Source organism: Pyrobaculum calidifontis JCM 11548 (genome assembly GCF_000015805.1).
GTDB classification, from domain to species: domain Archaea; phylum Thermoproteota; class Thermoprotei; order Thermoproteales; family Thermoproteaceae; genus Pyrobaculum; species Pyrobaculum calidifontis.
The window spans coordinates 126,958-150,676 of sequence record NC_009073.1; the positions used below are offsets into that span (position 1 = coordinate 126,958).

General features: G+C 59.4%; 27 protein-coding genes. 14 read left to right on the forward strand and 13 right to left on the reverse strand.

Annotated elements, in window-relative coordinates; genetic code table 11:
• Positions 1 to 41 precede the first annotated feature (41 nt).
• Positions 42 to 614 (forward strand): imidazole glycerol phosphate synthase subunit HisH, encoded by a 573-nt coding sequence (gene hisH / locus PCAL_RS00680; RefSeq protein WP_193322763.1) that lies wholly within the window; start codon positions 42 to 44, stop codon positions 612 to 614.
• Between the two features lie 5 nt (positions 615 to 619).
• Here the strand turns inward: hisH and hisI are convergent, their stop codons facing one another.
• Positions 620 to 1,006: a phosphoribosyl-AMP cyclohydrolase gene (hisI, locus tag PCAL_RS00685; protein ID WP_011848826.1), complete on the reverse strand. Its 387-nt coding sequence runs from the start codon at positions 1,004 to 1,006 to the stop codon at positions 620 to 622.
• A gap of 207 nt (positions 1,007 to 1,213) precedes the next feature.
• Positions 1,214 to 2,878 (reverse strand): TIGR04190 family B12-binding domain/radical SAM domain protein, encoded by a 1,665-nt coding sequence (locus PCAL_RS00690; RefSeq protein ID WP_011848827.1) that lies wholly within the window; start codon positions 2,876 to 2,878, stop codon positions 1,214 to 1,216.
• A gap of 167 nt (positions 2,879 to 3,045) precedes the next feature.
• Here PCAL_RS00690 and PCAL_RS00695 point away from each other — a divergent pair, with 167 nt between their 5' ends.
• Both PCAL_RS00695 and hisG read left to right on the forward strand, forming a co-directional pair.
• On the forward strand, positions 3,046 to 4,068 hold the full coding sequence (locus PCAL_RS00695) for a pyridoxal phosphate-dependent aminotransferase (RefSeq protein WP_193322764.1): 1,023 nt from the start codon (positions 3,046 to 3,048) through the stop codon (positions 4,066 to 4,068).
• An 18-nt stretch (positions 4,069 to 4,086) separates the two neighbouring features.
• Positions 4,087 to 4,935, forward strand: a complete 849-nt coding sequence (gene hisG, locus PCAL_RS00700) for an ATP phosphoribosyltransferase (protein WP_011848829.1) — start codon at positions 4,087 to 4,089, stop codon at positions 4,933 to 4,935.
• Here hisG and hisE read toward each other — a convergent pair whose 3' ends face one another.
• From hisE to hisF, 3 genes are read right to left on the reverse strand one after another with little or no spacing between them, the layout of a single operon-like run.
• Complete coding sequence (gene hisE, locus PCAL_RS00705; RefSeq protein WP_011848830.1) at positions 4,936 to 5,220, reverse strand: phosphoribosyl-ATP diphosphatase; 285 nt, start codon at positions 5,218 to 5,220, stop codon at positions 4,936 to 4,938.
• Positions 5,217 to 6,332, reverse strand: a complete 1,116-nt coding sequence (gene hisD, locus PCAL_RS00710) for a histidinol dehydrogenase (protein WP_011848831.1) — start codon at positions 6,330 to 6,332, stop codon at positions 5,217 to 5,219. The genes hisE and hisD overlap by 4 nt, the downstream gene beginning before the upstream one ends.
• Positions 6,329 to 7,087: an imidazole glycerol phosphate synthase subunit HisF gene (hisF, locus tag PCAL_RS00715; RefSeq protein WP_011848832.1), complete on the reverse strand. Its 759-nt coding sequence runs from the start codon at positions 7,085 to 7,087 to the stop codon at positions 6,329 to 6,331. Before hisF ends, hisD begins: the two co-directional genes overlap by 4 nt.
• 78 nt (positions 7,088 to 7,165) lie before the next feature.
• On the opposite strand from hisF, the gene PCAL_RS00720 reads away from it, so the two are divergent.
• From PCAL_RS00720 to PCAL_RS00730, 3 genes are read left to right on the forward strand one after another with little or no spacing between them, the layout of a single operon-like run.
• Complete coding sequence (locus tag PCAL_RS00720) at positions 7,166 to 8,605, forward strand: hypothetical protein (protein ID WP_011848833.1); 1,440 nt, start codon at positions 7,166 to 7,168, stop codon at positions 8,603 to 8,605.
• A gap of 34 nt (positions 8,606 to 8,639) precedes the next feature.
• Positions 8,640 to 9,203, forward strand: a complete 564-nt coding sequence (hisB, locus tag PCAL_RS00725) for an imidazoleglycerol-phosphate dehydratase (protein WP_011848834.1) — start codon at positions 8,640 to 8,642, stop codon at positions 9,201 to 9,203.
• Positions 9,200 to 9,886: a 1-(5-phosphoribosyl)-5-[(5-phosphoribosylamino)methylideneamino] imidazole-4-carboxamide isomerase gene (locus PCAL_RS00730; protein WP_011848835.1), complete on the forward strand. Its 687-nt coding sequence runs from the start codon at positions 9,200 to 9,202 to the stop codon at positions 9,884 to 9,886. The genes hisB and PCAL_RS00730 overlap by 4 nt, the downstream gene beginning before the upstream one ends.
• Here PCAL_RS00730 and PCAL_RS00735 read toward each other — a convergent pair.
• Both PCAL_RS00735 and PCAL_RS00740 read right to left on the reverse strand, forming a co-directional pair.
• Entirely contained in the window at positions 9,883 to 11,337 is a 1,455-nt protein-coding gene (locus PCAL_RS00735; RefSeq protein ID WP_011848836.1) for an RtcB family protein, read from the reverse strand. The two genes, PCAL_RS00730 and PCAL_RS00735, sit on opposite strands and share 4 nt — an antisense overlap.
• A 40-nt stretch (positions 11,338 to 11,377) precedes the next feature.
• Positions 11,378 to 11,608, reverse strand: coding sequence for a winged helix-turn-helix domain-containing protein (locus tag PCAL_RS00740; RefSeq protein ID WP_226951975.1), 231 nt, complete (start codon positions 11,606 to 11,608; stop codon positions 11,378 to 11,380).
• A 107-nt stretch (positions 11,609 to 11,715) separates the two neighbouring features.
• Here PCAL_RS00740 and PCAL_RS00745 point away from each other — a divergent pair, with 107 nt between their 5' ends.
• The 3 genes from PCAL_RS00745 to PCAL_RS00755 are packed head-to-tail and all read left to right on the forward strand — an operon-like array spanning position 11,716 to position 14,029.
• Complete coding sequence (locus PCAL_RS00745; protein WP_011848838.1) at positions 11,716 to 12,222, forward strand: hypothetical protein; 507 nt, start codon at positions 11,716 to 11,718, stop codon at positions 12,220 to 12,222.
• 29 nt (positions 12,223 to 12,251) lie between these two features.
• Positions 12,252 to 13,505: a Glu-tRNA(Gln) amidotransferase subunit GatD gene (gene gatD / locus PCAL_RS00750; RefSeq protein ID WP_011848839.1), complete on the forward strand. Its 1,254-nt coding sequence runs from the start codon at positions 12,252 to 12,254 to the stop codon at positions 13,503 to 13,505.
• Positions 13,502 to 14,029, forward strand: coding sequence for an HD domain-containing protein (locus tag PCAL_RS00755; protein ID WP_011848840.1), 528 nt, complete (start codon positions 13,502 to 13,504; stop codon positions 14,027 to 14,029). The genes gatD and PCAL_RS00755 overlap by 4 nt, the downstream gene beginning before the upstream one ends.
• Here the strand turns inward: PCAL_RS00755 and PCAL_RS00760 are convergent.
• Positions 14,005 to 14,553, reverse strand: coding sequence for a ZPR1 zinc finger domain-containing protein (locus tag PCAL_RS00760; protein WP_011848841.1), 549 nt, complete (start codon positions 14,551 to 14,553; stop codon positions 14,005 to 14,007). The two genes, PCAL_RS00755 and PCAL_RS00760, sit on opposite strands and share 25 nt — an antisense overlap.
• 47 nt (positions 14,554 to 14,600) lie before the next feature.
• On the opposite strand from PCAL_RS00760, the gene PCAL_RS00765 reads away from it, so the two are divergent.
• A complete protein-coding gene (locus PCAL_RS00765; protein WP_011848842.1) occupies positions 14,601 to 14,861 on the forward strand; it encodes a hypothetical protein in 261 nt (86 codons plus the stop codon).
• Between the two features lie 36 nt (positions 14,862 to 14,897).
• The gene (locus tag PCAL_RS00770) at positions 14,898 to 15,455 is read left to right on the forward strand and encodes a hypothetical protein (protein ID WP_011848843.1); all 558 of its coding nucleotides are present in this window, start codon (positions 14,898 to 14,900) and stop codon (positions 15,453 to 15,455) included.
• On the opposite strand, the gene PCAL_RS00775 is transcribed toward PCAL_RS00770, so the two are convergent.
• Positions 15,445 to 16,167 (reverse strand): isopentenyl phosphate kinase, encoded by a 723-nt coding sequence (locus PCAL_RS00775; RefSeq protein ID WP_011848844.1) that lies wholly within the window; start codon positions 16,165 to 16,167, stop codon positions 15,445 to 15,447. The genes PCAL_RS00770 and PCAL_RS00775 overlap by 11 nt on opposite strands.
• A complete protein-coding gene (locus tag PCAL_RS00780) occupies positions 16,168 to 17,172 on the reverse strand; it encodes a polyprenyl synthetase family protein (RefSeq protein ID WP_011848845.1) in 1,005 nt (334 codons plus the stop codon).
• Between the two features lie 61 nt (positions 17,173 to 17,233).
• On the opposite strand from PCAL_RS00780, the gene PCAL_RS00785 reads away from it, so the two are divergent.
• The 3 genes from PCAL_RS00785 to PCAL_RS11655 all read left to right on the forward strand — a co-directional run bounded on the left by PCAL_RS00785 (position 17,234) and on the right by PCAL_RS11655 (position 18,319).
• Positions 17,234 to 17,950 carry a DUF92 domain-containing protein gene (locus PCAL_RS00785; protein ID WP_011848846.1) on the forward strand — a complete coding sequence of 239 codons (717 nt, stop codon included), beginning with the start codon at positions 17,234 to 17,236 and terminating at the stop codon, positions 17,948 to 17,950.
• Between the two features lie 85 nt (positions 17,951 to 18,035).
• Positions 18,036 to 18,197 (forward strand): hypothetical protein, encoded by a 162-nt coding sequence (locus PCAL_RS00790; RefSeq protein WP_193322767.1) that lies wholly within the window; start codon positions 18,036 to 18,038, stop codon positions 18,195 to 18,197.
• A complete protein-coding gene (locus PCAL_RS11655; RefSeq protein WP_264317709.1) occupies positions 18,194 to 18,319 on the forward strand; it encodes a hypothetical protein in 126 nt (41 codons plus the stop codon). The genes PCAL_RS00790 and PCAL_RS11655 overlap by 4 nt, the downstream gene beginning before the upstream one ends.
• Before the next feature lie 78 nt (positions 18,320 to 18,397).
• On the opposite strand, the gene PCAL_RS00795 is transcribed toward PCAL_RS11655, so the two are convergent.
• The 3 genes from PCAL_RS00795 to PCAL_RS00805 form a co-directional block, all read right to left on the reverse strand.
• The gene (locus tag PCAL_RS00795) at positions 18,398 to 20,236 is read right to left on the reverse strand and encodes a S49 family peptidase (RefSeq protein ID WP_011848847.1); all 1,839 of its coding nucleotides are present in this window, start codon (positions 20,234 to 20,236) and stop codon (positions 18,398 to 18,400) included.
• Between the two features lie 404 nt (positions 20,237 to 20,640).
• Positions 20,641 to 21,765, reverse strand: a complete 1,125-nt coding sequence (locus PCAL_RS00800; protein ID WP_011848848.1) for a citrate synthase/methylcitrate synthase — start codon at positions 21,763 to 21,765, stop codon at positions 20,641 to 20,643.
• Between the two features lies 1 nt (position 21,766).
• The gene (locus tag PCAL_RS00805; RefSeq protein ID WP_011848849.1) at positions 21,767 to 23,716 is read right to left on the reverse strand and encodes an acetate--CoA ligase; all 1,950 of its coding nucleotides are present in this window, start codon (positions 23,714 to 23,716) and stop codon (positions 21,767 to 21,769) included.
• Between the last annotated feature and the right edge of the window lie 3 nt (positions 23,717 to 23,719).

Genomic DNA, 23,719 nt, shown 5'->3' on the forward strand with positions numbered 1-23,719 from the left:
GGCGCGCTTTCAGATTTTTAAATATGCTATGGGTCGTAGCCGTGCGCATCGGCGTGGTGGACTACACGGTGGGAAACCTCGGCAGTCTCTTGGCCGCGTTGAAGAGGGCAGGCGCAGAGCCCGTGGTGGTAAACGAGCCTGAGGAGGCCAATAGAGTAGACGCTATCGTGTTGCCCGGCGTAGGCGCCTACGACGCCGCGGCGGCAAAGGCCAGAAGCTTTAAACGCGTAATAGAGTCTAAGCCGACGCTCGCGATATGTCTCGGCATGCAGTTGCTCTTCGAGGGTAGCGAAGAGGGCGCGGAGAGGGGCCTCGGGATATTCCCAGGGAGAGCCGAGAGAATAAAAGCGGCCAAGGTTCCGCACATAGGCTGGAGCTACACCCGCGTGGTTAAGCAGTTGCCCTTCTTGGAGGAGAACTACTACTACTACCTCCACAGCTTCGGTGTCCCGTATGCCCCAGACGCGCGCTTTGTGGCATATGTGGAGCTCCAGCGCCCCTACGTCGCCGCGGTGTACAAAGAGCCGATACTCGGCGTGCAGTTCCACCCAGAGAGGAGCGGGAAGGCGGGGCTGGCGCTGTTGCGCAACCTCTTTGCCGCCTGGAGGAGGTAGGCTGGCTAGGCGTCGCGGTTTAGGCGGATTTTGAAAGAGGCGGGCGAGCTGAAGCAGCTCCTAGCCCCCGTGTGGCAGGCGGCCCCAATTTGAACGACTTTTAATACCACGGCGTCGCCGTCGCAGTCCGTCCGAAACTCTTTCACTATTTGGTAGTGTCCCGACGTCTCGCCCTTCAGCCAAATCCTCTTCCGCGACGTCGAGTAGTAGTGGGCGAGGCCCGTTGTGAGCGTCAGAACCACGGCTACCGGGTCCATGTGCCCAACCATGAGCACCTCCCCCGTCTCTACGTCCTGCACCACCGCAACCACTGTGCCCCCTATGTGGCGGTAGTTCAATGACTTTGCTATGCGCCACGCCTCCTCGGGCGTTGCCAGCGGCACCGCGTCCACGTCGAGAGATGCGAGGGGCTATATAAAGGGCATGCCTTGACCAAGAGATAGGTGTCGGCGCCGTTGCGGATCTGCCACTTTTTGCGTGCCTATGTCCATAGGCCCTAAAGGGGTGGAAACTAGGCAACACGGATGCTTCAATGGCGTATCCGCTTCTATACTGCCCAACAGCACCGCCACCCTTATAAGGGAAGGCGGATTTCTCAGTTAAATAAGAGGCGCTAGGTCTCTTGCAATAGATACTAGCCCTCTAAAGCCCATCAAGCTTATCAACTTCCATCTAACAGACCTCAGGAGTCTTCTACTTGGGTAAAGATCTATGGTGCTTCTGACAAAAGCGCCGTTACGTTGCATTTCCATCCTCTCTAGAGTCTCTTTAGCTTGATCCCATGAAATTACGCCGTTTTCTGCCTTAATTTTTACAAACTCTCTTGCTGTTTGGTATACGGCGTAGGCTATCTCGCTTCTACTAATGTGGTCAGACTCGTAGTTCAACATCTCAACCCAGTCTCTAGAGAATTCCAACAGCCTCCTATGCTCTTCAAGAGTCCTAGCCCTCAGCCTGTACCCGAAGGCGCGGGGGTTTTCAAAGGCCCTACTTCCAGGGTCTATGAAGGGGGCAAGCGGCGACACAAAGACGTCTAGCCTATGCCTCTGAGGTCTTGGCAGTAGCCCGTAGAGTTTTCTAACGTAGTTCGGCATGGCAAGGACAGAGTCGAGGGTTTGGGCGGGTATGCCTACCATGAAGTAGAGATCTAGCCTGGCAAATCCGAGCGATAGAGTCCTTTTGATAAAGGTCTCCAGTGAGCTATTGTCGTATGGCCTGCCGAACTTCAACCTCAGTAATTCGTCCTGCGTCTCAGGGGAAATCTGTAGATACACGCTGTCTGAGGCCTTTGAGAGAAGTTTCAAGACGTTGAGTGGGGGTGGGGTGAAGAATTCAAAAATTATTTCGCTGGAGAATCTCTCTCTTCTCAAACCCTCGACAAATTTTTCAATCCACTTAACGCCCAAGGGCTGGAGATCTCCAACTACGAATATGGGCACTCTCAAGTACTGTTCTATGCTCTTTACCTCATTTACTAGAGTCTCAGGCTTCTTCACGCCTAGGTACGTCCTAGAGAAGTAACTAGCGTATGCACAAAGGCTACCTCCACAAGTTGCGCAGTTTAAGATACAGCCCTTGTAGCTCAGCACTGCGCCTATAGGCTCTTTCAAAAATCCGGCGAAGGGAATTGCCGAGAGGGCGCCTCCTCTTGCGGCTATTTTGAGAACCTCGCCGTAGTCTACTGCGTATTCATCTAGGCTTTTAGGGACGAACTTAATCCCCGTGGTCTTCACGGCCTCTCTATCCCGCCAAGCTAAATTTGGAACTTCTTCCAGACCCCTCCTACTATCTAGCAGATGCTCTACTAACATCTTAAACGGTACTTCAACCGTATCTCCAAGAACTACGTAGTCAATTTGTCTGTAACGTGATAGAACTTCCTCGTAGTATATCGTCGCGGAGAGGCCTCCGAAGACTACGGCCGAGTTTGGGTGGTACTTCTTCACCAGCTTAGCTACTTCAATAGCTCCGTGCGAGTGGACCAGCCAGTGGAGGTCTATTGCAAAAATCTCGGCCTCAATCCCCTTAACCGCGCGTTCTACGTCAAAGTCTTTGTCCAATAACATCCTGGCGGCGAGGTTGACTATGCCAATCTTATACCCACTAGAACTCAAGTACGATGCCAGCGAGAAAAAACCTATTGGATACATGTCAAACACGGGAGTTGAGGGTATTACGTCGGCTATAGGCCCGTACACCTTCGCAGTTTTCCTAAAATCATAAACGCTGGGGGCGTGGAGAAACACAACGTCGAACTTAGGCACGAGATCTCTATTGGTTAGCAAATATTAATACTTTGTATAGAGCGCAGAGTCGCCTCCGTGGTTGCCGACGTTAAACGCCACGTCTCGCGTTACGTGCGTAAAAAGAAGAAGGCAGAATGGGGGCTATATTTGCGTTAAGCTTATTTACTGGGCGGCTTCTGTGCTTAATGCGGCTTCCCTCACTGGACTTCGCCTACGACGAGCCGGACGTGGGATATGCCAAATACCGATTGCACTTCAACGAGAACCTCTTCCTCCCCGATGAATACTACAGGGAAGTGGCGGCTGCGGCTGAGCCCTGGGAGCTTAGGTACTACACGGACCCGCTAAATAGGCGGCTGGCGTCCGTCATTGAGCGCTACTTCTCTCTGCCAGAGGGCTCGGTGGTGGTGACGGCGGGAGCCGACGACGGCCTCAGGCTGGCCATGTCGCTTGCCCTCCACGGGGGCTGGGGGCTGGCGGTGGTGGAGCCCACCTACGGCATGGCCAGGGTCGTGGCTAGGCAGGTGGGGCTGAGGCCCGTGGCAGTGCCCCTGGGGGCTGGCCTCTCGCTGGACGTCGACGCGGTAGTGAAGTCGAGCGCGTCGGCTGTGTATGTATGCTCGCCTAACAACCCCACGGCCCACGTGGTGAAGGAGCTCGAGGAGCTGGCGGCAAGATTCCAGGGCTTGGTCATATACGACGCTGCGTACGCCGAATTCGCCGGCTACTGGGCGCCGAAGCTCTACGAGTACGGCAACGTGGTGGAGGTGAGGACTTTCTCCAAGGCGTGGGGCCTCGCGGGGCTGAGGGTGGGCTACGTGGTAGCCGACAAGAGGATAGCCGATGTGCTGAGGTCTCTCTCCCTTCCGCACCCCATATCGGCTCTGTCGGCAAAGGTGGTGGAGCGGGCGCTGGAGAGGGGCCGGCGCTATGTGGAACAGTCCGTGGCGCAGGTGACCGAGGTGAGAGAGGCGGTGGCGCCGCGGATAAGGGCTGAGAAGTACGTGGGCCCCGTCAACTTCATTACTGTGCACGTGGCCAACGCGGAGGAGGTGGCCTCGGCGCTGGACGCCGCGGGATTTGTGGTTAGGACTCTGGGCGGCAAGCCCCTCTGCCGCTCGTGCATTAGATTTACCCTGGCGCCTATGCCAGTGATGGAGAAGTTCCTTAAAGCCCTAGAAGAAGCTTTAAATACCGGCCGTCAATAGGCCGCATGGCCCGTCCCCATGCTCTTGGCAATACCCTCTAAGGGCCGCCTCCTAGACCCCACGCTGAAGCTCCTAGAGGCCATCGGCATGAGGCTCTTGGCGTCTGACGAGAGAGCCCTAGTGGTGCCCACGAGCTGGCGCGATGTAAATGTGATAAGGGCGAGGCCTGAGGACATCCCGTACATAGTGGAGTCGGGCAAGGTGTGGGCCGGGGTAACCGGCCACGACTACGTGGTGGAGTCCGGCGCCAGCGTCGTCGAGGCGCTGGAGCTGGGGTTTGGGAGGGGGAGGCTGGTGGTGGCGGTGCCCAAGTCCTCTGGGATAAAGACCGTGGACGAGCTGCCGCCGGGAACCCGCGTCGCCACCAAGTTCGTGAACATAGCCTACAACTACTTCGCCGAGTTGGGCAAGCGGGTTAGAGTGGTGAGAGTCACGGGCTCTGTGGAGATCCTCCCCCAGCTGGGCATTGCAGACGCCATACTCGACGTAATGGCCACGGGCACCACTCTCGAGGTCCACGGCCTCGTGCCCATAGCCACGGTGCTTGAAACCTCGGCGAGGCTAATAGTGCACCCAAGCTACGTCAACCACGAGCTCACAAAGAAGTTGACCACCTTCATCCAGGGGTACTACGCGGCGCAGGGGAAGAAGATGATATTCCTAAACGTACCAGCCTCGAGGCTGGAGAAGGTGCTGGCCGTGTTGCCGGCCATGGAGGCCCCCAGCGTGACGCCGCTGGCAAAGGGAGACGTGTACGAAGTCTTCAGCGTAGTCCCCGAAGACGAGCTACCCGACATAGTCATACGCCTAAAGGAGGCCGGGGCAAAGGACATAGTCGTCACGCCAATAGAGAAGCTGATCTCGTAGCTACTTCATCCTCCTCTCAAGCTCTTTACACACGTCCGCGAGCGCGAGTCCCTTGGCGGCTAGTAGGACGAGGAGGTGGTAGAGAAGGTCCGCCGCCTCTTGCACAAGCCTCTCCTCCCCCTCCGCCAAGGCGGCTACCGCCGTTTCCACGGCCTCCTCGCCCACTTTCCTAGCCACGTTGTGGAGGCCGGAGCTGTACAGGCGGTAGGTGTAGCTCTGGGGGTTGCCCTCCCTAATCCTCTGCCTAATGACCTCCTCCAGCCTTTCTAACACGTGGCAGCTCATATTGCCTCGAAGTGGCGCTGGAAGCCCTCGTATTTGGCGAGCACCCTCGCCGCCTCGGCCAGCGCGGGGTCCACGGAGCCTACGGCCTCTGCCACGCCGATTGGCTTTAGGAAGTTGAGGGGGGTCACGGGGCCCCGCCACCTGGCCGTGCCGCCGGTCGGCAACACGTGGCATATGCCCGCCACGTAGTCCAAGTAGGGGCTCGGCGCGTTTATAGACACCGCGCCTACGTTTTTCACCATGAAGGCCAACTCCCGCCTCCCCCAGACCTCTAAATGCTCTGGGGCAATCTCGTCTACGACCCTCGCCGCCTCCTCCACGCCCGCCACCTTTTTGACGTGTAGTGGGCCCATGGAGGAGGTCTTCTCCCTCCTGTAGATCTCCTCAACAGCCCTCAGGAGCTCCTCGTCGGGGGAGAGGACATGGGCGAAGGAGGTGGGGCCGTGCTCCAACTGCGCCATGGCGCCCTTGGCTGCCACCTCGGGCGCGACACCCTCCGCGTACACCACGAGCTCCGTAGGCCCCTCAATCCCGTCAACCCCCACATACTGAGACAAGACGTATTTGCCCGCCTGGACGTAGAGGCCGCCGGGCCCCGCCACTACGTCTACGCCAATGTGAAACACGGCGTAGGCCAAGCCGTGGGGGCCGCCTATCTGCAAAACGCCCTTTACCCCCAGCTCCTTGGCCACGGCGAGGAGCTCCTCTGTGACGCCCCTGGGAGGAGTCACCACGTAGATCTCCCTCACGCCGGCCAGCGAGGCGGGCACGGCCAGCATGACCAAGGTGGAGATGTACCGAGCTGGGACGTAGAGCGCCGCTTTGTCCACGGGCCGCCAAGACACAAGCCTCATGAAGCCGCCGTAGTAGTCCACGGCGTCCGGCGGAACAAGCCTCTTGTAGACCCGCCTAAGCGACTCAGCCGCCTCCAACGCCGCCTTTACGACGGCGGGGTCGCCCCCGGCCCTTGGCTCAACAATGGGCGCCGAGGGCTTGACTCCGTCGAACTGCTCCGAGTACCGCAACGCCGCCTCTAAGCCGCGCTCAGCCACGTCGTCGACGACGGCCTCCACGCCCTTCACCACGTCCCTTGGCAACCCGCCTCGCCTCATAGCCGCACCTCCACGCCCCGCTCCCTCAAATAGCGCTTGACGTCCCCCACGGTGAGCTTTCTAAAGTGGAAGAGGCTGGCCGCCAACACCGCGTCGGCCCCAGCCTTGACCGCCTCGTAGAAGTGCTCCAGCTCCCCCGCCCCTCCCGAGGCTATTACGGGGACACGGACGGCCGAGGCCACGGCGCGTATGAGCTCCACGTCATAGCCCAGCTTAGTGCCGTCGCGGTCGATGGACGTGAGGAGGATCTCCCCAGCCCCCAGCTCCTCCACCCTCCTAGCCCACGCAACTGCGTCTAGGCCAGTGGGCGTCCTTCCCCCGTTTATAAACACCTCAAAGCCCCCGCCCACCCGCTTTGCGTCAATGGCCACCACCACGGACTGAGAGCCGTACTCCCTAGCCAGCTCTTCCACAAGGCCAGGGCTCTTAACCGCCGCAGTGTTTACAGAGACCTTGTCCGCCCCCGCCTTGAAAAGAGCGTCTGCGTCCTTAAGCCCCCTGACGCCGCCCCCCACGGCCACCGGTATAGACACCGAGGTGGCCACCCTCCTAACAGCCTCCACAAAGGTCCCCCGCCCCTCCGGCGTGGCTGTGATGTCGAGTACCACAAGCTCGTCGGCCCCCTCCTCCTCATACCTCACCGCCAGCTCCACGGGATCCCCCACCTCCCTTACCCCGAGGAAGTTGACCCCCTTCACCACTACGCCAGCCTTTCCATCCATGTCCAAGCAAGGTATCACCCGCACAGCAGGCATACGGGAAAAACCTCGTGTATATAAAATAAAGCCGTGCCCAACGGAAAAACATCTAAACGACATCCTCATTATCCCATTATGCAGAGGAGAGTACTATATGGAGTTGCCATCGGCGTGGTTGCCTTGTTGCTCGCATACGTGGCGGCGACTGTCAGCATGCCCGTGTGGATAAGCGTGGAGGTAAAGGAGGAGGCGCCCCTTAAGTACAGAGTCTACATTAAGCCGCTCTACCGCGCCTACTTCGACAAGCCGGGTCCGCCATACATAGTAGTCGTACTAGACAATATGCGAAGGATTGGTGTGCCCCCCATGGGGAACGTGCAAGTGTGGGCCAAGGGGCCCAACGTGGGTAAGTACGAGATCAGGGACTTCGAGGCCAGAGGCAACGTGATCCGCATACCAGTAAACGGCGACTTTAGAAAGGCCCTAGACGACTGGCTAAACAGCAACGCCACAGACATAGAAGTCCCAATACAAATCGACATATGGTACGGCGACACCCACATAGGCTTCGCCGCGGCTCACTACGTGCCAAGAGAGGTAGGCAATATGGAACGTGGGGAATACGTCATAAAAGCCGCCGTCTACATCATAGAAAAGCCGATTAAAAAGGTCAACAACACAGCGGCGCGACTCGCCCCTGGCCTAGACTGCAACTACGAGTGGCGGTATAACACAACGCTAATTGACACGCGGCGCATTACCTTGTTCCTGCTCTATAACCAGTACAACTACTCGGGCCTAGTGTCCGTCTTAGGCTTTATAACTCATGTAAGTAGCGTCAACATAGATTTCACAGTGCTCCTCGGACATGAAATTGGCAACTTAGATATAGCAGTCAGAGAGCTGGCCGCAATAGAATACGACATTAAAAGCAACGACTTCCAAGTTGCATTTGGTGCTGATGTTACGCCAGAGGGGTGGTATACTGCATTTTTGCCCGGCCGATTAGCGGTCTATAAATACGACGAATACTACGTGTGTCATGACGGAGACAGAGTGGTGAGTACAGTCCGCACCGGGAACATTAAGATTCAGACAGATGTGCTGTACCTGCCGCAGGGCGCCGTCAGCACAATCGACGACCACACGCCGCAAAAGGAGTTGCTAGATACATTGAGCTCCAACGCTAACGTAACCGTCATTAGAACCTACAGACTAGATCCAGGCAGAGACCTATACCTCGAAAGGGAATTGTTTGCGCTCTACTCATCGAGGGGTAAGAAGGACATCAAAGTAGGCGCCCCCTTAGGTGCCGTTGAGTTACTACGGGCGGCCACCAAAGGCGCAGGGAGTAACCCCGCACTACTCATTATACTAATCTCCTTTGAGGTAGAAGATGCGGGTCGATGGTGGCGCGGGCCGGCGCTAACAATTTTCAACAAAGGTGACATCTATGGTCCGACGTATAGCGTGCCTGAGTTCATTGACGTTTACGGCGTAAGAGTAAAGATCATTGCAAGAGATGGGAGTAGCCGCCAGCAGTACCTCCCTCTTGCTGTAGTTGTGGCGAGGTAGATCAACGCATATAAACCCTTTCTCTGGGGCTTTAGTGTCCTACCGCAGGGAGACTAGGGAGACACTTGTGGTAGTGGAGCTTGTCCCCGGCGCCGTAGCGCAGGTGGAGACGCCGATCCCCTTCCTCACGCACATGGTAGAGACCTTCCTCTTCTACGCCGGGCTGGGTGGCCGGGTGTATGCGGAGGAGAAGAGGCGGCTAGACGACGGGCACCACGTCATCGAGGACGTGGCGATTGCGCTGGGCAGAGCGTTAGACCAGCTAATCGGCGACAGGTCGGCGGTGGCTAGGTACGGGTGGGCGGCAGTGCCCATGGACGACGCCTTTGCGCTCGCGGCAGTGGACCTAGGCGGCAGGCCCTACTGGGTCGTGAAAGCCAAGCTCCCCAACGTAGCGATTGGCGGCTATCCCCTCCCCATGTTCCCCCACTGGGTGAGGAGCCTCGCCTCGGAGGCCCGCGCCACCATCCACATATACGCCAGAGGCCGCGACCCCCACCACAAGGTAGAGGCTGCGCACAAGGCCCTCGGCCTAGCCCTACGCGCCGCCGTGTCCCCCGCAAGCGGAGTCCAGAGCACCAAGGGCGTTTTGAAATGATTATCCCCTCCATAGACATAGAGGGGGGCAGGGCCGTCAAGCGGGTCCAGGGGAGGAGGGGGGAGTACGTCTTCGTGGGAGACCCCCTGGAGCTCGCGTCGAGGCTCTCCAAGGCGCCCCTCGTCCACGTGGTTGACTTAGACGGGGCAGAGGCGGGGCGCCCAGTCAACGTGGGGACGATCGAGGCAGTGGCCAAGGCCCTCGGGGGGCGTTGCCAAGTGGGCGGCGGGCTGAGAGACGAGGCGTCCATCGGCTGGGCGCTGGGCACCTGCAAATACGCCGTGGTGGGCACCCTCCCCTTCAAAAACCCCGCCCTCTTCCAGCGCATCGCCGACTTGTATCGAAGCCGCCTCGTTGCCTCCCTCGACTACCGCAGAGGTGTGGTGTTGGTAGACGGCTGGAGGTCTGAAGGGGCTCCCCTGGGCCAGGCGGTGGAGCACTTAAAGCGTTTCGGCCCCCTCGGAGGCCTGGTGGTCACGGCAGTGGAGGTGGAGGGAACCGGGGCGGGGGTCGCCCTGGAGGTGGCCACATCGGTGTTGCGGGAGGTTGCTGAGAGGCTCTACTACGCTGGAGGGATTAAGGACTGTAGAGACGTTGAAAATGCGTTAAAAGCAGGCTTTGATGGAGTTATCGTTGGCTACGCGCTGTACAGAGGAGATTTAAGGGAGTGTTTCCCCCTCTAGCCCTTCACTACTCCGATAGGCCTCTGCCTCACCACTTTTTTGGCAAAGCCCACTTGGTGCGCCGTCTCAACCACTCTGTCTACGTCCTTGTACGCCCAGGGGGCCTCCTCGCTTATGACCTCCGTCTCGGCCGACCTCACGATGATGCCTCTCTTCGCCAGCTCCTCCTGCACCTTGTGAGGCGGATACATGCGGATGGCGGCCTCGCGGCTGAGGACGCGGCCAGCGCCGTGTGGAGCAGTGCCGAAGGTGAGCCTCATAGCCTCGGGAGTCCCCACGAGGATCCACGAGGCAGTGCCCATGGAGCCGGGGATCAGCACGGGCTGACCCACGTCTCTGTACTTGGCAGGTATCTCGGGTCTGCCAGGCGGGAAGGCCCTCGTGGCGCCTTTGCGGTGGACCCACACCTTCCTCACGGTGCCCCTGTCGTCAACCACATGCTCCTCGAGCTTGGCGATGTTGTGGGCCACGTCGTATACCAGCTCTAAGCCGACTTTCTCGATGGAGCCGAACACCTTCTTAAAGGCCTCTCTCACCCAGTGCATGATGATGTGCCTATTCGTCCAAGCGAAGTTAGCCGCCGACGCCATGGCCTTGATGTAGTCCTCCGCCACCTTGTCCTTAAGCGGCGCCGCGGCTAGCTCTCTGTCGGGCAGGTTCAGCCCCCACTGCCTCATCTTTCTTTCCATGATCAATAGGTAGTCGGTGGCCACTTGGTGGCCAAAGCCTCTGCTGCCCGTGTGTATCATCACCACGACCTGGCCCTCTCTCTCAATGCCAAAGGTCTTGGCCACCTTCTCGTCGTATATCTTGTCCACCACCTGGATCTCTAGGAAGTGGTTGCCAGAACCCAGAGTGCCCAACTGGTCCCTTCCCCTCGCCTTCGCCTTCTCAGACACCTTAGAGGGGTCCGCCAACTTCCACGACCCCCTCTCCTCTATGTACTCCATGTCCTCAGCCCACCCGTAGCCCTTCTGCACCGCCCACTCCACGCCCTCGGCGAGGACGCGCTCGAACTCGCCCGGCGAGAGCCGCAGGTGGCCCGTGCCGCCGACGCCCGGCGGGACGAGGCGGAAGATGGTGTCCACAAGCTCCTTCAACTTCGGCCTCACCTCCTCCTCCGTGAGATTCGTCCTGAGCACTCTCACGCCGCAGTTTATGTCGTAGCCAATCCCGCCCGGCGATATCACGCCCTCCTCTGCGTCAATAGCCGCCACTCCTCCGATGGGGAAGCCGTAGCCCTGGTGGGCGTCCGGCAACACGATCGACCACCGGTAGATGCCGGGGAGACAGGCCACGTTTACCCCCTGCTCCAGCGTCATGTCGGTCTTCATCTTCTCCAACAAGACGCTGTCGGCGTAGATTCTCACCGGCACCTTCTGGCAGGGCTTCTGGCCCGGCGGAATCTCCCAGATATAGTCAGATATCTTATTTATCTGAAAGCGGGACATGTGAGGCTACGCCACTTCTCTTTAAAAGTGTTTTCTCCGCCTACGCGAGGGCCTGCTCCGGCGTGGCGTAGTAGACAAGGGCCCCCTGCCTAATCCGCTTTATGAGCCCCTCCCTCTCGAGGACGTAGAGGTGCCACTGGAGCGTCCCCCACGACATTCCCGTTAGCTTGGCCAGCTGGCCCTGCGTAAGCGGACCACGCTCCTTAATTATCTGCAGGAGTTGCATCCTCCTGGGGTCGTTTATTGCTTTTGCAGACTTGGCCCTCGCCATGTCCACGACGTGCATCCAATTTAAAAAATCCTGCGTAGCGCCGTACAAGTTTAAAAACCACCGCACTATCTCCCACTGCCGGGACTACGCCGGGCAAGGCCGGCGCCGTGCCGCGCTGTGACCCCGGCGGGGCGCCTCCCCTCTTCTTTATATACCTCCCCGTGTGTAGACGTGTGAGAGGGGCAGTGGTCAGCATACAGGTGGCGATTTTGATGGCGGTGATCTTGGCCATAGCTCTCGCCGTGGCTGGGTACCTCATGACTATGTTTCAAGCCGCGGCGCGGTATACCTACATAGCGGTTTTACAGGCCTACGTCTATCCCGGGGGAGGCGGGTCGTGGGTAAAGCTGTGCGTCGCCGCTGGAGGCTCCGACGCGTTGAAGATCGAGAGCGTAGAGCTGGGGGGCGTAAAGGCGTCACGGGTAGAGGTCTACGTGGGCGACTCGCCGCGCGCAGTCGTTAGGGCGGGCGAGACGGCGGTAGTCAAGGCGTTTTTCGACGTGAGAGTGGAATACGGCCAGTCGCTGGTAGGCTGGTTGCATACGGCGGAGGGCTTCAAGTTCCCATTCACGCCCACGTACACGGTTGGGGAGCCCAAGTGCCCCTTTGAGTAAATATTTTACCGTCTTCCATCTCCCGCCGTATGTATAAACGCGTCAGAGTGGTGCTGGAAGGCGGAGACGTCTTTGAAGGCGTCCTTCTGCCCCCTACCCAGTTCAGCGACCCAGATGTAGTTGTCGTGAAGCTGAGGAATGGGTACAACGTGGGGATTAAGAGGAGTAGGATTAGGGAGCTTGTGGAGCTGGGGGATGTGCCGCCCCCGTCTTTTGGCGCAGCTGAGCCGCCTAAGCAGGTGGGGCCTGGTGTCTGGGTCTTGGCGGCTGGCGGGACAATTCTCTCCCGCGTGGACTACGTTACGGGGGGCGTGTACCCCACTCTGTCGGCGTCTTACCTTTTCGAGCTGTTGGGCGAAGTGGAGTCGCCTGTGGAGCTCGTGGAGGTCACCGCCAAGTTTAGCGAAGACTTCACCCCGGCCACGTGGTCTCTAATAGCGGCGAAAGTAGGCGAGGCCTTTGAAAAAGGCGCCAGGGGGGTTGTCGTCTTGCACGGCACAGACACTATGCACTACACGGCTGCGGCCCTCGCCTTTGCCTTTAGAGAGGCGCCGGGGCCAATTGCGCTTGTGGGCGCCCAGAGGTCGAGCGACAGGCCTTCCACAGACGCGGTGCTTAACCTCAAGGCGGCGGTCGCCGTCGCCGCCAGGGCCCCCTTTGCCGAGTCTGTCGTAGTTATGCACAAGACGAGTAGTGACAGCGTGATAGCGGCTCACAGGGGCACTCGGGTGAGGAAGATGCACACGTCGCGGAGAGACGCCTTCCAGTCCATAAACGCCCAGCCGCTGGCCGAGTACTACCCCGAGAAAGACTTGTTGCAGGTACTAGAGCCGCAGTACAAGGAGAGGGGCGGCCTCTCCTACACCACGAAGTTCGAAGAGGCTGTGGCCCTGGTCAAGTTCTTCCCCGGGATGTACCCCAAGATGTTGGAGGCCCTCCTCGACTTGGGGATAAAGGGGGTGGTTATCGAGGGGACGGGGTTTGGCCACGTGGGGGAGTACCTACTCCCCGCGGTGAAGAAGCTGACAGACGCGGGGGTGGTGGTGGCCATGGCCAGTCAGACCTTGTACGGCAGAGTAAACCTCTACGTCTACCGCAGGGGGAGAGAGCTGTTGGCCGCTGGGGTGGTGCCAGTGGAGGACATGTTGCCTGAGGTGGCCTACGCCAAGCTCTCCTGGGCCCTCGCCAACTTCAAGCGCGAGGAGGTGCCGCAGGTGCTTAAGACCCCCGTGGCGTTTGAGATAAACCCGCGGTCAGACCCCCTGGCCTTTGGGGCGCCATGAGCCTCCTCTCGGTCGTAGACACGCTCTGCAATACGCCGAGGGTTGGGTGGCTCCAGAGGGGCGTCTCTAACGCAGAGACGGTGTGCGCCCACTCTCTGTTGGCCACGTTGCTGGCGGCGGAGGTGGCGGCTAGGCTGAGGGCAGAGGGCGTAGACATCGACGTGGAGAAGGTGATCGCCGCCGCGGCGGTCCACGACCTGGCTGAGGCGTACCTCGGCCACCCGTCGCGGGAGGTGAGGAACCGACTGCGCTGGGAGGAGGTAGAGGAGGAGGTGTTCAAACGCGAGTTCCCCCACCTCCTGGAGCTATTCCGCTGGTACCGCTACGAGGAGAACCTAGTGGGGCGGGTCGTGGCCTTCGCAGACAAGCTCGCCACGTTGATCCGGGCCTGCCGCTACCGACAGATGGGCTATGACACAGACGACCTAGTGAAGTCTTTGTACAAGAGATTGCAAGAATACGACGACTTGGCCCACCTCCTGGACGTATACGTCTCTGCCTACTGTGGAGGAGTGCCGGCTTGACCCTCGTCGAGGTATTCCACTTGCACTGTGTCGGGCCTGTACGGCGAAATGAAGGACTTCCCCTGGGGGTCCTCCACAACCAGGGTAAAGCCCCCATTCTCGATCTTTTCGTATACCCTCTGTATGAAGGCGTCGACGACGTCGGCCTTCTCGGGCTCCAGCACCTTGAGCCTCTCCGCGTAGTCCACCACCTTGTAGAGGAAGCCCTCCACTGTGGTGATCATGGCCTCCCCCTGCGTCCCTGGCTCAAGCTCGAAGCCCAGGTCGGGGGAGTAGATGCGCCCCGTGCGGCTCCTAATGAGCAACGACTTAGCCACGTCGAGGCCGTCTCTCGCGGTGAAGGTGACCCGCGTGGGGCGCCCCGCGTCTGCGTAGACTATGTCGAAGTACCGGTAGCCGCACGCCGTGCACACCCCGCTTTGTATGAGTACATTGCCAAAGAATGGGACGTCGTAGAGGAACTCCACGTATCTAAATGCCTTGGCTCCACATACGGGGCACCTCGTTTCAGTCTCGTAGATCACGGCCCCGGGAGGGGGGATATTTAAAAACGTGTAAATGCGCCCTCGCCATGCAGAAGTTCGACCTCGCAGTGGGCCTCTCCGCGGTGGTCCTCGTGGCCCTGGTGCTGGGGGGCCTGTGGAGCCTCGTCTACAAGCCCTACTGCGGCGTCTTGGGGGGCTACGTGGCCCTGGGCGCCTTGACCGGCTCCCTCCTGCTCCTCTCCCGGTGGTACAAATCCCTCGAGGTGGTGGGAATAGGCCTCCTCCTGCTCTACCTAGTTGCCATGTGGGCCACATTTGCAAACCCGGCCGCCCTCTACGACTGCTAACGCGACAAGCTTATAAAGCCGCCCTCCAGCTCCACCATGGCTAAAGCAAAGAGTGAGCGAAAGAGAAAGCGGGGCAAAATCTTCATAATAGCACTAGCCGCGCTAATCTTCGCAGAGATAGGGTACATATGCGGAACCACTGGCATATGCTTTCACTGGGGCAACCCTCCGCCGCCCGACTTTAATGCTGTATTGCAAGCGTCTCAGGCCTACGTGTTTTTCAACGGCAATGTCACTGTTGAAAAGCCGCCTGTGTACCAAACGGCGTATGTCTACGTACTGCCTTATCAGCCAGGGATTGTGTATCCCGACCAATTGATTGCCAGAATTGTACTAGACGCGTCCCAGGGCCCCGTCTACATCGTGCCGCTCCCGGTGACTAGCGCGGCCGTGGTGCCCAGCGACTTCTACGAGTTGCTTCCCACAAACGCCAAATTCCCCGTGGTTCTCTTGGCCCCAAACCCCAACAATGTACGCATAGTATACGACTGGGCGTCGGGAGAGGCGCATAGACTCGGGCTCACTGTGGATTTGACGCGCGTCCTTAGATTTCAAATAGTCAACGGCACTGTTCAGTCGGCGATTATTGTATAGGCTCCACCACTGTGCACCTCTCTGGGTGGCCTCCATCTAGGGCCTCTCTAAGCGCCTCTCTGTCCTCTATGTGGCAGTAGTATACGGGAATTCCCAGCCGAGCTATTTCGAGGCCGCTTTCTACCTTCTTCCTCACGCCCCCCGTCACGTCTACTCCGCCGGCCCCCTCCACCGCTAGGCCGGGCGCTATCCTCCGTATTCTCTCGGCGCCGGGGGTGCCCGGCGGGGCGGTGTATATGCCGTCTACGTCCATTAGGAAGACCACGGCCCGCGGCTTGAGGAGCCTCGCCACTTCTACCGCCATGTCGTCTCCACTGACTACCACGTAGCCCCCGTCGGAGGGGACTATGTCCCCATGGAGGAGTGGGTATAGGCCGTGGGAGAGGGCGTGGGTCAACACCTCGACGCGCCTCAGCTCCCTCCCCCAGAACACGTCGCTCGGCTCCACTGGCATAGCCGCCACTCCGGCCTCGGCGAGCTCCTCTACCACATACGCCGTGAGCCTCCGCAGAGAGGCCTTTGTCAACGCGATGCCCAGGGGGGTGAGGCCGAAGGCCTTCACGTGGGGGTGGGCGAAGGACCCCGCCCCGTGGATAAGCACGGCCTGCCTCCCCCTGAGCTCAGCCGCGGCCTTGGCCACGCGCCCCCGCCGGTAGGTATACGGCTTAGTCTTGTCGGTGATGGCGGAGCCCCCGAACTTTACCACGTACATTTAATACTCCCGCGCCACGATGAAGTCCAACAGCTCTTTCAACGTGCCGTTGTTGGGGATCTTGGCCAAGTGCCTCTCGGCCTCCTCCCTGTACCGCGCCGCCAGCCTCAGCGCCTCCTCTCTCGCGCCTACCGAGTCCAAGAGCGCCACAGCCTCTCTGACGTCGGCCTCCTCCACAACTTCCCTGGCCAAGATCTCCAAGAGCCTCCTCCTCTCCCCCTCCCCCAGATGCGAGAGGGCCACGGCCACCACCGCGTTTCCCCTCTTGTGCTCCTTTATGTCCTTGCCAATTTCTTTGCCGAATTTCTTGGGGTCGCCGTATATGTCCAACACGTCGTCGATTATTTGGAAGGCCACACCCGCGGCCATGCCGAAGTTCCACGCGGCTTCGGCAAGTCCACGGTCGTCGCTCACTGAGAGGACGCCCCACTTGGCCGCAGCCGCGATCAACGCCCCAGTCTTGAGAGACACCATTTTGATGTAGTCGTCTAGCGTCACCTCTCTCCACCTGGCTTGGACGAAGTAGGGGTCGCTCCGCCCAGCCGCCTCAAACAAGATGTCCAGCCTCTCCCCCTCGTCGATGGCCTTTATCACCTCCGCCACCTCTTTGGCAAAGAGCGTGGGCTTGGGCGTGTCGAGGACGGCCTCCTCAATGGCCTCCCTGTACCAAATCCCGACGAGTATGGCGGCGTTGTCCCCAAAGGCCTTCCGCACAGTGGGCAACCCCCGCCTCACGTCGCCCCTGTCGATGATGTCGTCGTAAATCAGCGAGTAGTTGTGGATCAGCTCTACGATAGCCGCCGCGGGGAGGGCCGGCCTCCACTGCCCAGACACGGCCTCAGCCGCCGCCAAGGTGAGGAGGGGCCTCAGCCGCTTCCCCCCGGTCTTCACCTGGTACAACACCGCCTCTCTAAAGTCCTCAGCCAGGCCAATGGAGAGGTAGCGCACAAGCGCCTTTTCAACCTCTGCGCCGTACTTCTGGTGCAGTCTACTTACGACGTCCATGGCAAAAGAAACCAATAAATATATATGCAGTGTAGGCGCCGTGGACGCAAGCCTCGTCGTAATGCCCTCCATAGTGGCCCTCGCCCTTCTCGCCCTCAAGAGGGGCTACCTCACCCCCCGCGGCGCCGCCTCCGCCGTAGCAGTGGGGCTGGCGGTGGCCGCCGCGAGCCTCAGCCTCTTCGCCGTCTTGACCTACTTCTTCATATCCTCGTCGCTGTTGACCAAGCTGAGGGCAGAGTGGAAGAGGGAAATGGGTCTCAAAGACGTCTCTGGCAGGTCTCTGCGCCAAGTCGTCGGCGTGGGGACCCCCATTGCAGTATTCTCCCTGGCATACCTCGCCTCAGGCGACCCGCGCCTCCTCACCGCCGCCGCCACTGCAGTGGCCGTGGCCGCAGCGGACACGTGGGCAAGCGAGGTGGGCGTGGCCTACGGCGGCGCGCCCAGGTACATCCTCGCCCCCTGGAGGAGAGTTGACCCCGGCACGTCGGGCGGCGTTACGCCAATAGGCGCCGCCGCGTCGGCCGCAGGCGCGTTGACCACGGCCCTCCTAGCCCACGCCCTCGGCCTGGGCGACGCGTGGAAAATAGCCCTCCTCGGCTACCTAGGCGAAGTAATAGACAGCGTGCTAGGCGCCTCGCTCCAAGTGAAATACCTCTGCGGCTCTCAGCTCTCCGAGACACCCCGCCCGGGTTGCGTCAAGCGGGGGCTCTTAAGCAACGAGACCGTCAACCTAGTCAGCGGCCTCGCCGTGGGTACCCTCGCCGTTCTAACTCCCTAGGGGTCACATATTGCCTTAGTGAGGATTCAACAACAATGGGACGTAGGATGAGAGTATTGGTCATCAGTTCGCTAAGGCGATAGGCGTGTGGCCTCCTAAGGCTGGTGCATTGATTTCCATGGAGACAGGCGGCGAGGTGGAGGCCTACTTAATAGAGGACGGGGCACAGCTCGAGTTATTGCTTGAGGACAGACGCGTGGAGCCCATCCTCGTAAACCCCGTCATAAACCGGCGGTTCGCGAAGTGATTATAGGCGACTATGTAGCCAGCATGTTGGGCATAGTCCTCCTAGACTTCAAGAGGGGGCTTTGGAGACTCTCTGACGAAGACAAGGTCAGGCACAGTGTAGAGACCGAGGGGTGGTTTTAGAACTGTATGCGGCCTTGTTATGGCTCTAAAAAAGACCGCGAGATTAAGTCGAAAAAGACTCGTGTACAAAAAGAAGCACTATTTGACTGGCGGAATTGGCACCGGGTAGTATGGATATGTGGGCGTCGTTTCAGCCTTTTTAGGCGGCGGGGCTATTGGCCGCGGCTCCACCAGCCACTCCACCAAGTTGGAGAAGAACTTCTTGTTGTCGCCTAGCTGGATGAAGTACGGCGTGAAAGACCTCACAGAGCCCACGTATGTGAAATTGCCCACGGCGAAGGCCACTGTGTAGTTGCCAGGCCCGTATCCCCGCACGGCGCCGCGGACGTCTACTCTATACTGGGCCCGCGTAAAGGCCGGCGTTGCGCCAAAGAGGACTAGGCGGCGCACTCCTCTAAACAGAGTGGAGTTGGGGAAGTCTGTGACATGGAGGAACTGCCAGTTCTCCGTAAAGGTCTTGGCCCCCGCGGCCGTGTCGTTGTAGACGGCTCTGTGGACCACCGTGGCGTTGAAGTATGCGAGCAGGTTGTGCACGTAGAGGGGCGCGTTGTACGACGTGAACACTATGATGAACCCGTAGGAGAGAAAGACGGGGCTCTTCACGTCGACCATGTAGAGCACTCTGACGCCTCTCCTAGTGGCGTTGACCACCGCCGAGAGGGCCTCCTCGCTGAAGGGTTGCGTGGGGTTTACCACTATTAGCCCAGTGGCGTTGTCGAGGAGCTTCACTAGCTCAGACTCGCTGTTGGCCACCCTAATCCCGTAACCCCTTGGCACAAGCTCGGCCGCCAAGGGCTCCAGCAAGGGGAGCGGCACCGCGTTGCCGTGAGACATGTCGAGGACGACGTAGGGCGCCCCGCGCCTCTCCTCCACCGCCACCTGCACCGGCGGCACTGTGGCGTTGGGGAAGCCGTCGAACTGCACGGCGCCTGGGTAGATGTAGAAGATGGGCTCCGGGCTCAGCCTCAGAAGCGTCTTGGCGTCTATTTTGCCGCCCAGCAGGGGTATGACTATGCCGGTGTACCTCGTTGCGTTGTGCCTCTCATATATGTCCACCACTGTGTAGTTCTTCAGCCCCAGCTCCTTGGCCATGTCCCTCACCGCGTCCCACAGACCGCCTATGGCGTCTATTAGCCCAATCCTCAGCGCCTCGTCAGCTCTAAATATCTCGGCGGTCTCAACCGCCTTCAAATCCTTGAGCCTGTCCCCCCTCCCCTTGAGCACGGCGTTGACGAAGTTCTCCCTAGTCTTCTCCACGTCGTCGTACAGCGCCAGGAGGTCTTTGCCGTAGTACTTCCACGGGCCTGTGGTATAAATCCAGTCGGGCACCTCGGCGAGGTAGTCCTCGGGCGCTATAAGGGCAATTACGCCGACGCTTCCCACCCAGCTGGAGGGCGTGGCGTATATCTTCTCAGCCGCCACCGCCGTATAGTAGGCCCCCGAGGCGCCCAGCCCAGCGATCACCGCGTACTTAGTCTTATTCAACCCGGCGATGGTGCTGTAGAGGCGCTCAGTGGCCCCCACGGCGCCGCCAGGCGAGTTTATCAGAAGCACGACGCCGGCCACTCTGTCGTCGAATTCAAGCCTCTTCACGTACTTGACAAGGAAGTCTACCTCATAGTCGTAAATCGCAAAATCCACGGGCACTACCACGATCTCCTTCTCAGCCGCCTTCTTGGCCTCAAGCTTAGACACACGCTCCTCAAGCCCCCTCGTCGCGTTGAGGAGCTTATCCACAGAGGCCGATATGTTTGCAACTCTCTTCTCAAGGGAGTTTAAATTAGTGGCTACATCCTTGCCCAGCTTGCCGACTTCGGCCTTAACTTCGCCTAGGGAGACTTGTAGCGAGAACCAGCCGACCAACGCCGCCGCAGCTAGTACGAGCGCCAGGAGAGATACCGCCCACAAAGCCCTCATGTACCTCAGAAAACATGTGTATTAAAGCTTGTCGCCCCTAGTCTGCTATTTCTCGATCAAGTGTAGGCTCCTCAGTATTGCGCTTAGCAGATTATGTTCAAAATTTATACAAGCACTGTTTGTCGAAATTCACAACACAAGTAGTCAAGACTTTCTCACTATCCCCTTCCTCGCTCGGCGCCTCTGGCTTTCCAGTGGTCTCTAGCCAGTGTAACCAATCGGCGGTGCGAGGCGCTAGAAATTTTCGACAAGGGTTTGACGTTCAAGGCCGTCTTGCCATCACAGATGTTGTGGTGCGGGATCTTGGGACTATGTCTGGTTTATGATAACCTACACACGCTATAGTCGCGCGACTCCTACTGTGAAAAGAGGTGGTTACCATTTGAGCGTGTGGAGGGGCAGGGTCAGCGTTCTTCTATTGGCACGTATTTCAGCCCTATGGGGCCTGTGTACTTCTCGGTGGGGCGTATCAGCCTGTTCTTCCTCCTGTACTCCACGACGTGTGCCACCCAGCCGGCTACTCTGGATATGGCGAAGGTGGGGAGGTTTATGTCCACGGGGAGGCCTAGGTATTTGAATATCACCGCGGCGTAGAGGTCTGTGTTGGGGTATATGCCCTTGGCGGCGAGCTTTGCCGTGACGTACTCCTCAAGTCTCTGGGCAATGGCGTAGTACTTGGTGTCTCCCTTGGCGTAGGCTAGCTCCTTGGCGAGTCTTCGCAATACCCTCAGCCGCGGGTCGGGCCCCCTCTTGTACAGCCTGTGGCCGAAGCCGGGTATCCTCCTCCCGGCGGCCAGCGCGGCGTCTACCCACTTCTCCACGTTCCCCTCGTCGCCTATCTCCTCTATCATGAGGGCCGCATCCACGTTGGCTCCCCCGTGTAGTGGGCCTTTGAGGCTGGCGATGGCGGCTGTCACAGCGGCGTACATGTCGGAGAGAGTGGAGGCCACTGTGACTGCGGTGAAGGCGCTGTTGTTCATGCTGTGCTCGGCGTATATTATCAACATGACGTCCATCGCCCTCGCCTCTAGGGGGGAGACGTCGCTACCCCTTAGGGCCTTTAGGAAGTACTCCGCGTGGCTGTCGGCGTCTGGCGAAAGGGGCTGTTGGCCTGTCCTAATTCTGTGCCACGCCGCAACTATGTACGGCATCGCCGCCATAATCCGCACCCCCCTCGCGAGCTCGGCCTCGGGGGATCTGTCCCTGAGATCTTCCCCGTGTGCCATGGCCGACACCCCAGTCCTCAACACGTCTATGGGCTCCGCCGACTTGGGCAAGTGCTGGAGTACGGCGGTGACGTGCTGAGGCGGCGCTCTGTTGCCCCTCAGCACGGCCTTGAACTGCTCAAGCCCGCCGCGGGTGGGGAGTTTTCCATAGAGCAGTAGGTACGCCGTCTCCTCAAAGGTGGACCTCTCGGCGAGTTCCTCCAAGTCGTAGCCCCTGTAGTATATCTTCGAGTTCTCCAAGTCGATGTGGCAGATCTCAGTCTCTTTTACCACCACCCCCTCCAGCCCTGGGAAGTAGGCCATGCTACTCCCTGCTCGTCTCGGCTAATATTTTCATCCTTGACACCGCCTCTTTTACCTCTTCCACAGACGCCTCCTCCTCTATGGTGGATATGTCGCCTATGGGCTCGCCGGTCCACACCCTCTTAAGCACTCTCCTCATGATTTTGCCAGACCGCGTCTTGGGCAACATGTTGACGAACTCTACCCCAGCGAAGACGGCTATTGGGCCAAAGGTCCTCCGCACGTGTTCTATCAACTCTCTCTTGAGCTCCTCTGTGGGGCGCCAGCCCGGCTTTAGCACCACAAAGGCGGCGATGGCCTCCCCCCTCAGGGGGTCGGGCACGCCCACCACAGCCGCCTCAGCCACCGCGGGGTGTGTCAAGAGGGCCGACTCAACCTCTATAGTGCCTATGCGGTGCCCCGCGATTTTTATAACCTCGTCTGCTCTCCCGCCAAACCATATGTAGCCCTCCTCGTCCACATGCGCCGCGTCGCCGGTGTAGTAGACCAGCCTTCCCTCGAACCTCTGCCAGTAGTCCTTTAGATACCTCTCGTGGTCCTTCCACAGAGTGGGCGTGAGCCCCGGGAAGGGGCGCTTTATTACCACAATCCCCTTATGCATCGGCGGTAGCGGATTGCCCTTCTCGTCCACTATCTCGAACTCCACACCGGGGAGGGGTTGCCCCGCGGAGCCGGGCTTAATTTTCACATACTCCATGCCGTATCCCATATCTTTTACAAGGGCGTATGGGTACCCGAAGATGGGCCCCCCAGTCTCGGTCTGCCACATGTGGTCAATCACGGGCACCCTCCTCTGGAAGACGTCCTCGTACAGCCACCGCCACACCTCCGGGTTCAATACCTCCCCCGCGGTCACGACTCGCCTCACGCTGCTCAAGTCGTGCTTCCTTGCCTGCTCTACTCCGAGCCGCATCAAAAGCCTAGCTGCCGTGGGAGACGTCCAGATGAGAGTGGGCCGGTACTTCTCCACCACTTCCCAGAACACGTCGGGCCGCGGGTAGTCTATTGCCCCGTCGAAGAGTATAGACGTGGCGCCGATTATCAGCGGGGCGAAGACTATGTAGCTCTGCCCCACAATCCACCCAATGTCCGACGTGTTGAAGACCACGTCCCCCGGCTCTAGCCCATAGACGAGCTTTGCGCCGTGCCAAATCCACACTTGGTACCCCCCGTGCACGTGCACCACAGGCTTCGGCTTAGCGGTGGTGCCAGACGTAGGCATTATGAAGAGGGGTTCGTTGGCCTCGAGAAACACGGGGCTACAGTCCGTGTACTTGCCCAACTCGAGAAACTCGTCGAGAGTCAAATCTCTGCCCTTCTCCATGGCCACCTCCGCCTCGGGAAGCGCCCTCTTTACCACCACCTTCTCGGGCCGCCACGGCGAAATCTTCAAAGCCTCGTCAATGTTCTCCTTCAGCGGCACCCTACGCCCACGCCTAAGCGAATAGTCCTGGGTAAATATTATCTTAGGCTCGGTGAGCTCTATCCTGTCGGCCACAGCCTTGGGCGAAAAGCCCGCGAAGACCGTCGTAGAAATCGCGCCTATTCTCGCCGCCGCCAGTATAACCGCCACCGCCTCGATAGAGTTCGGCATGTACACCATCACTCTATCCCCCTTCCTCACGCCAGCGGCCCTTAGAGCCGCGGCGTAGTCGCAGACGAGCTGGTAGAGCTCCCAGTAGGTTATTTTTCTCTCTACGCCGAGCTCTGGGCTGTAGTAGATGTAGGCGGGCTTGTCGCGGTACTTCCTAATCTTGTAAGACACGGCGCTGAAGCCCGCGTTTGTGTACCCGCCCACAAACCACTTAAACGGCTTAGGCGGCTCCCACTCAAAAATTTTGTCAGGCCACTTAGCCCAGTATATGTCCTCGGCCGAGGCCTCCAACACCCGCCGCCAGTAGGTCTCTGGGTCTTTCAGCGACAGCTCGTAGTTAGGGAAGAAGCTTCTCATAGC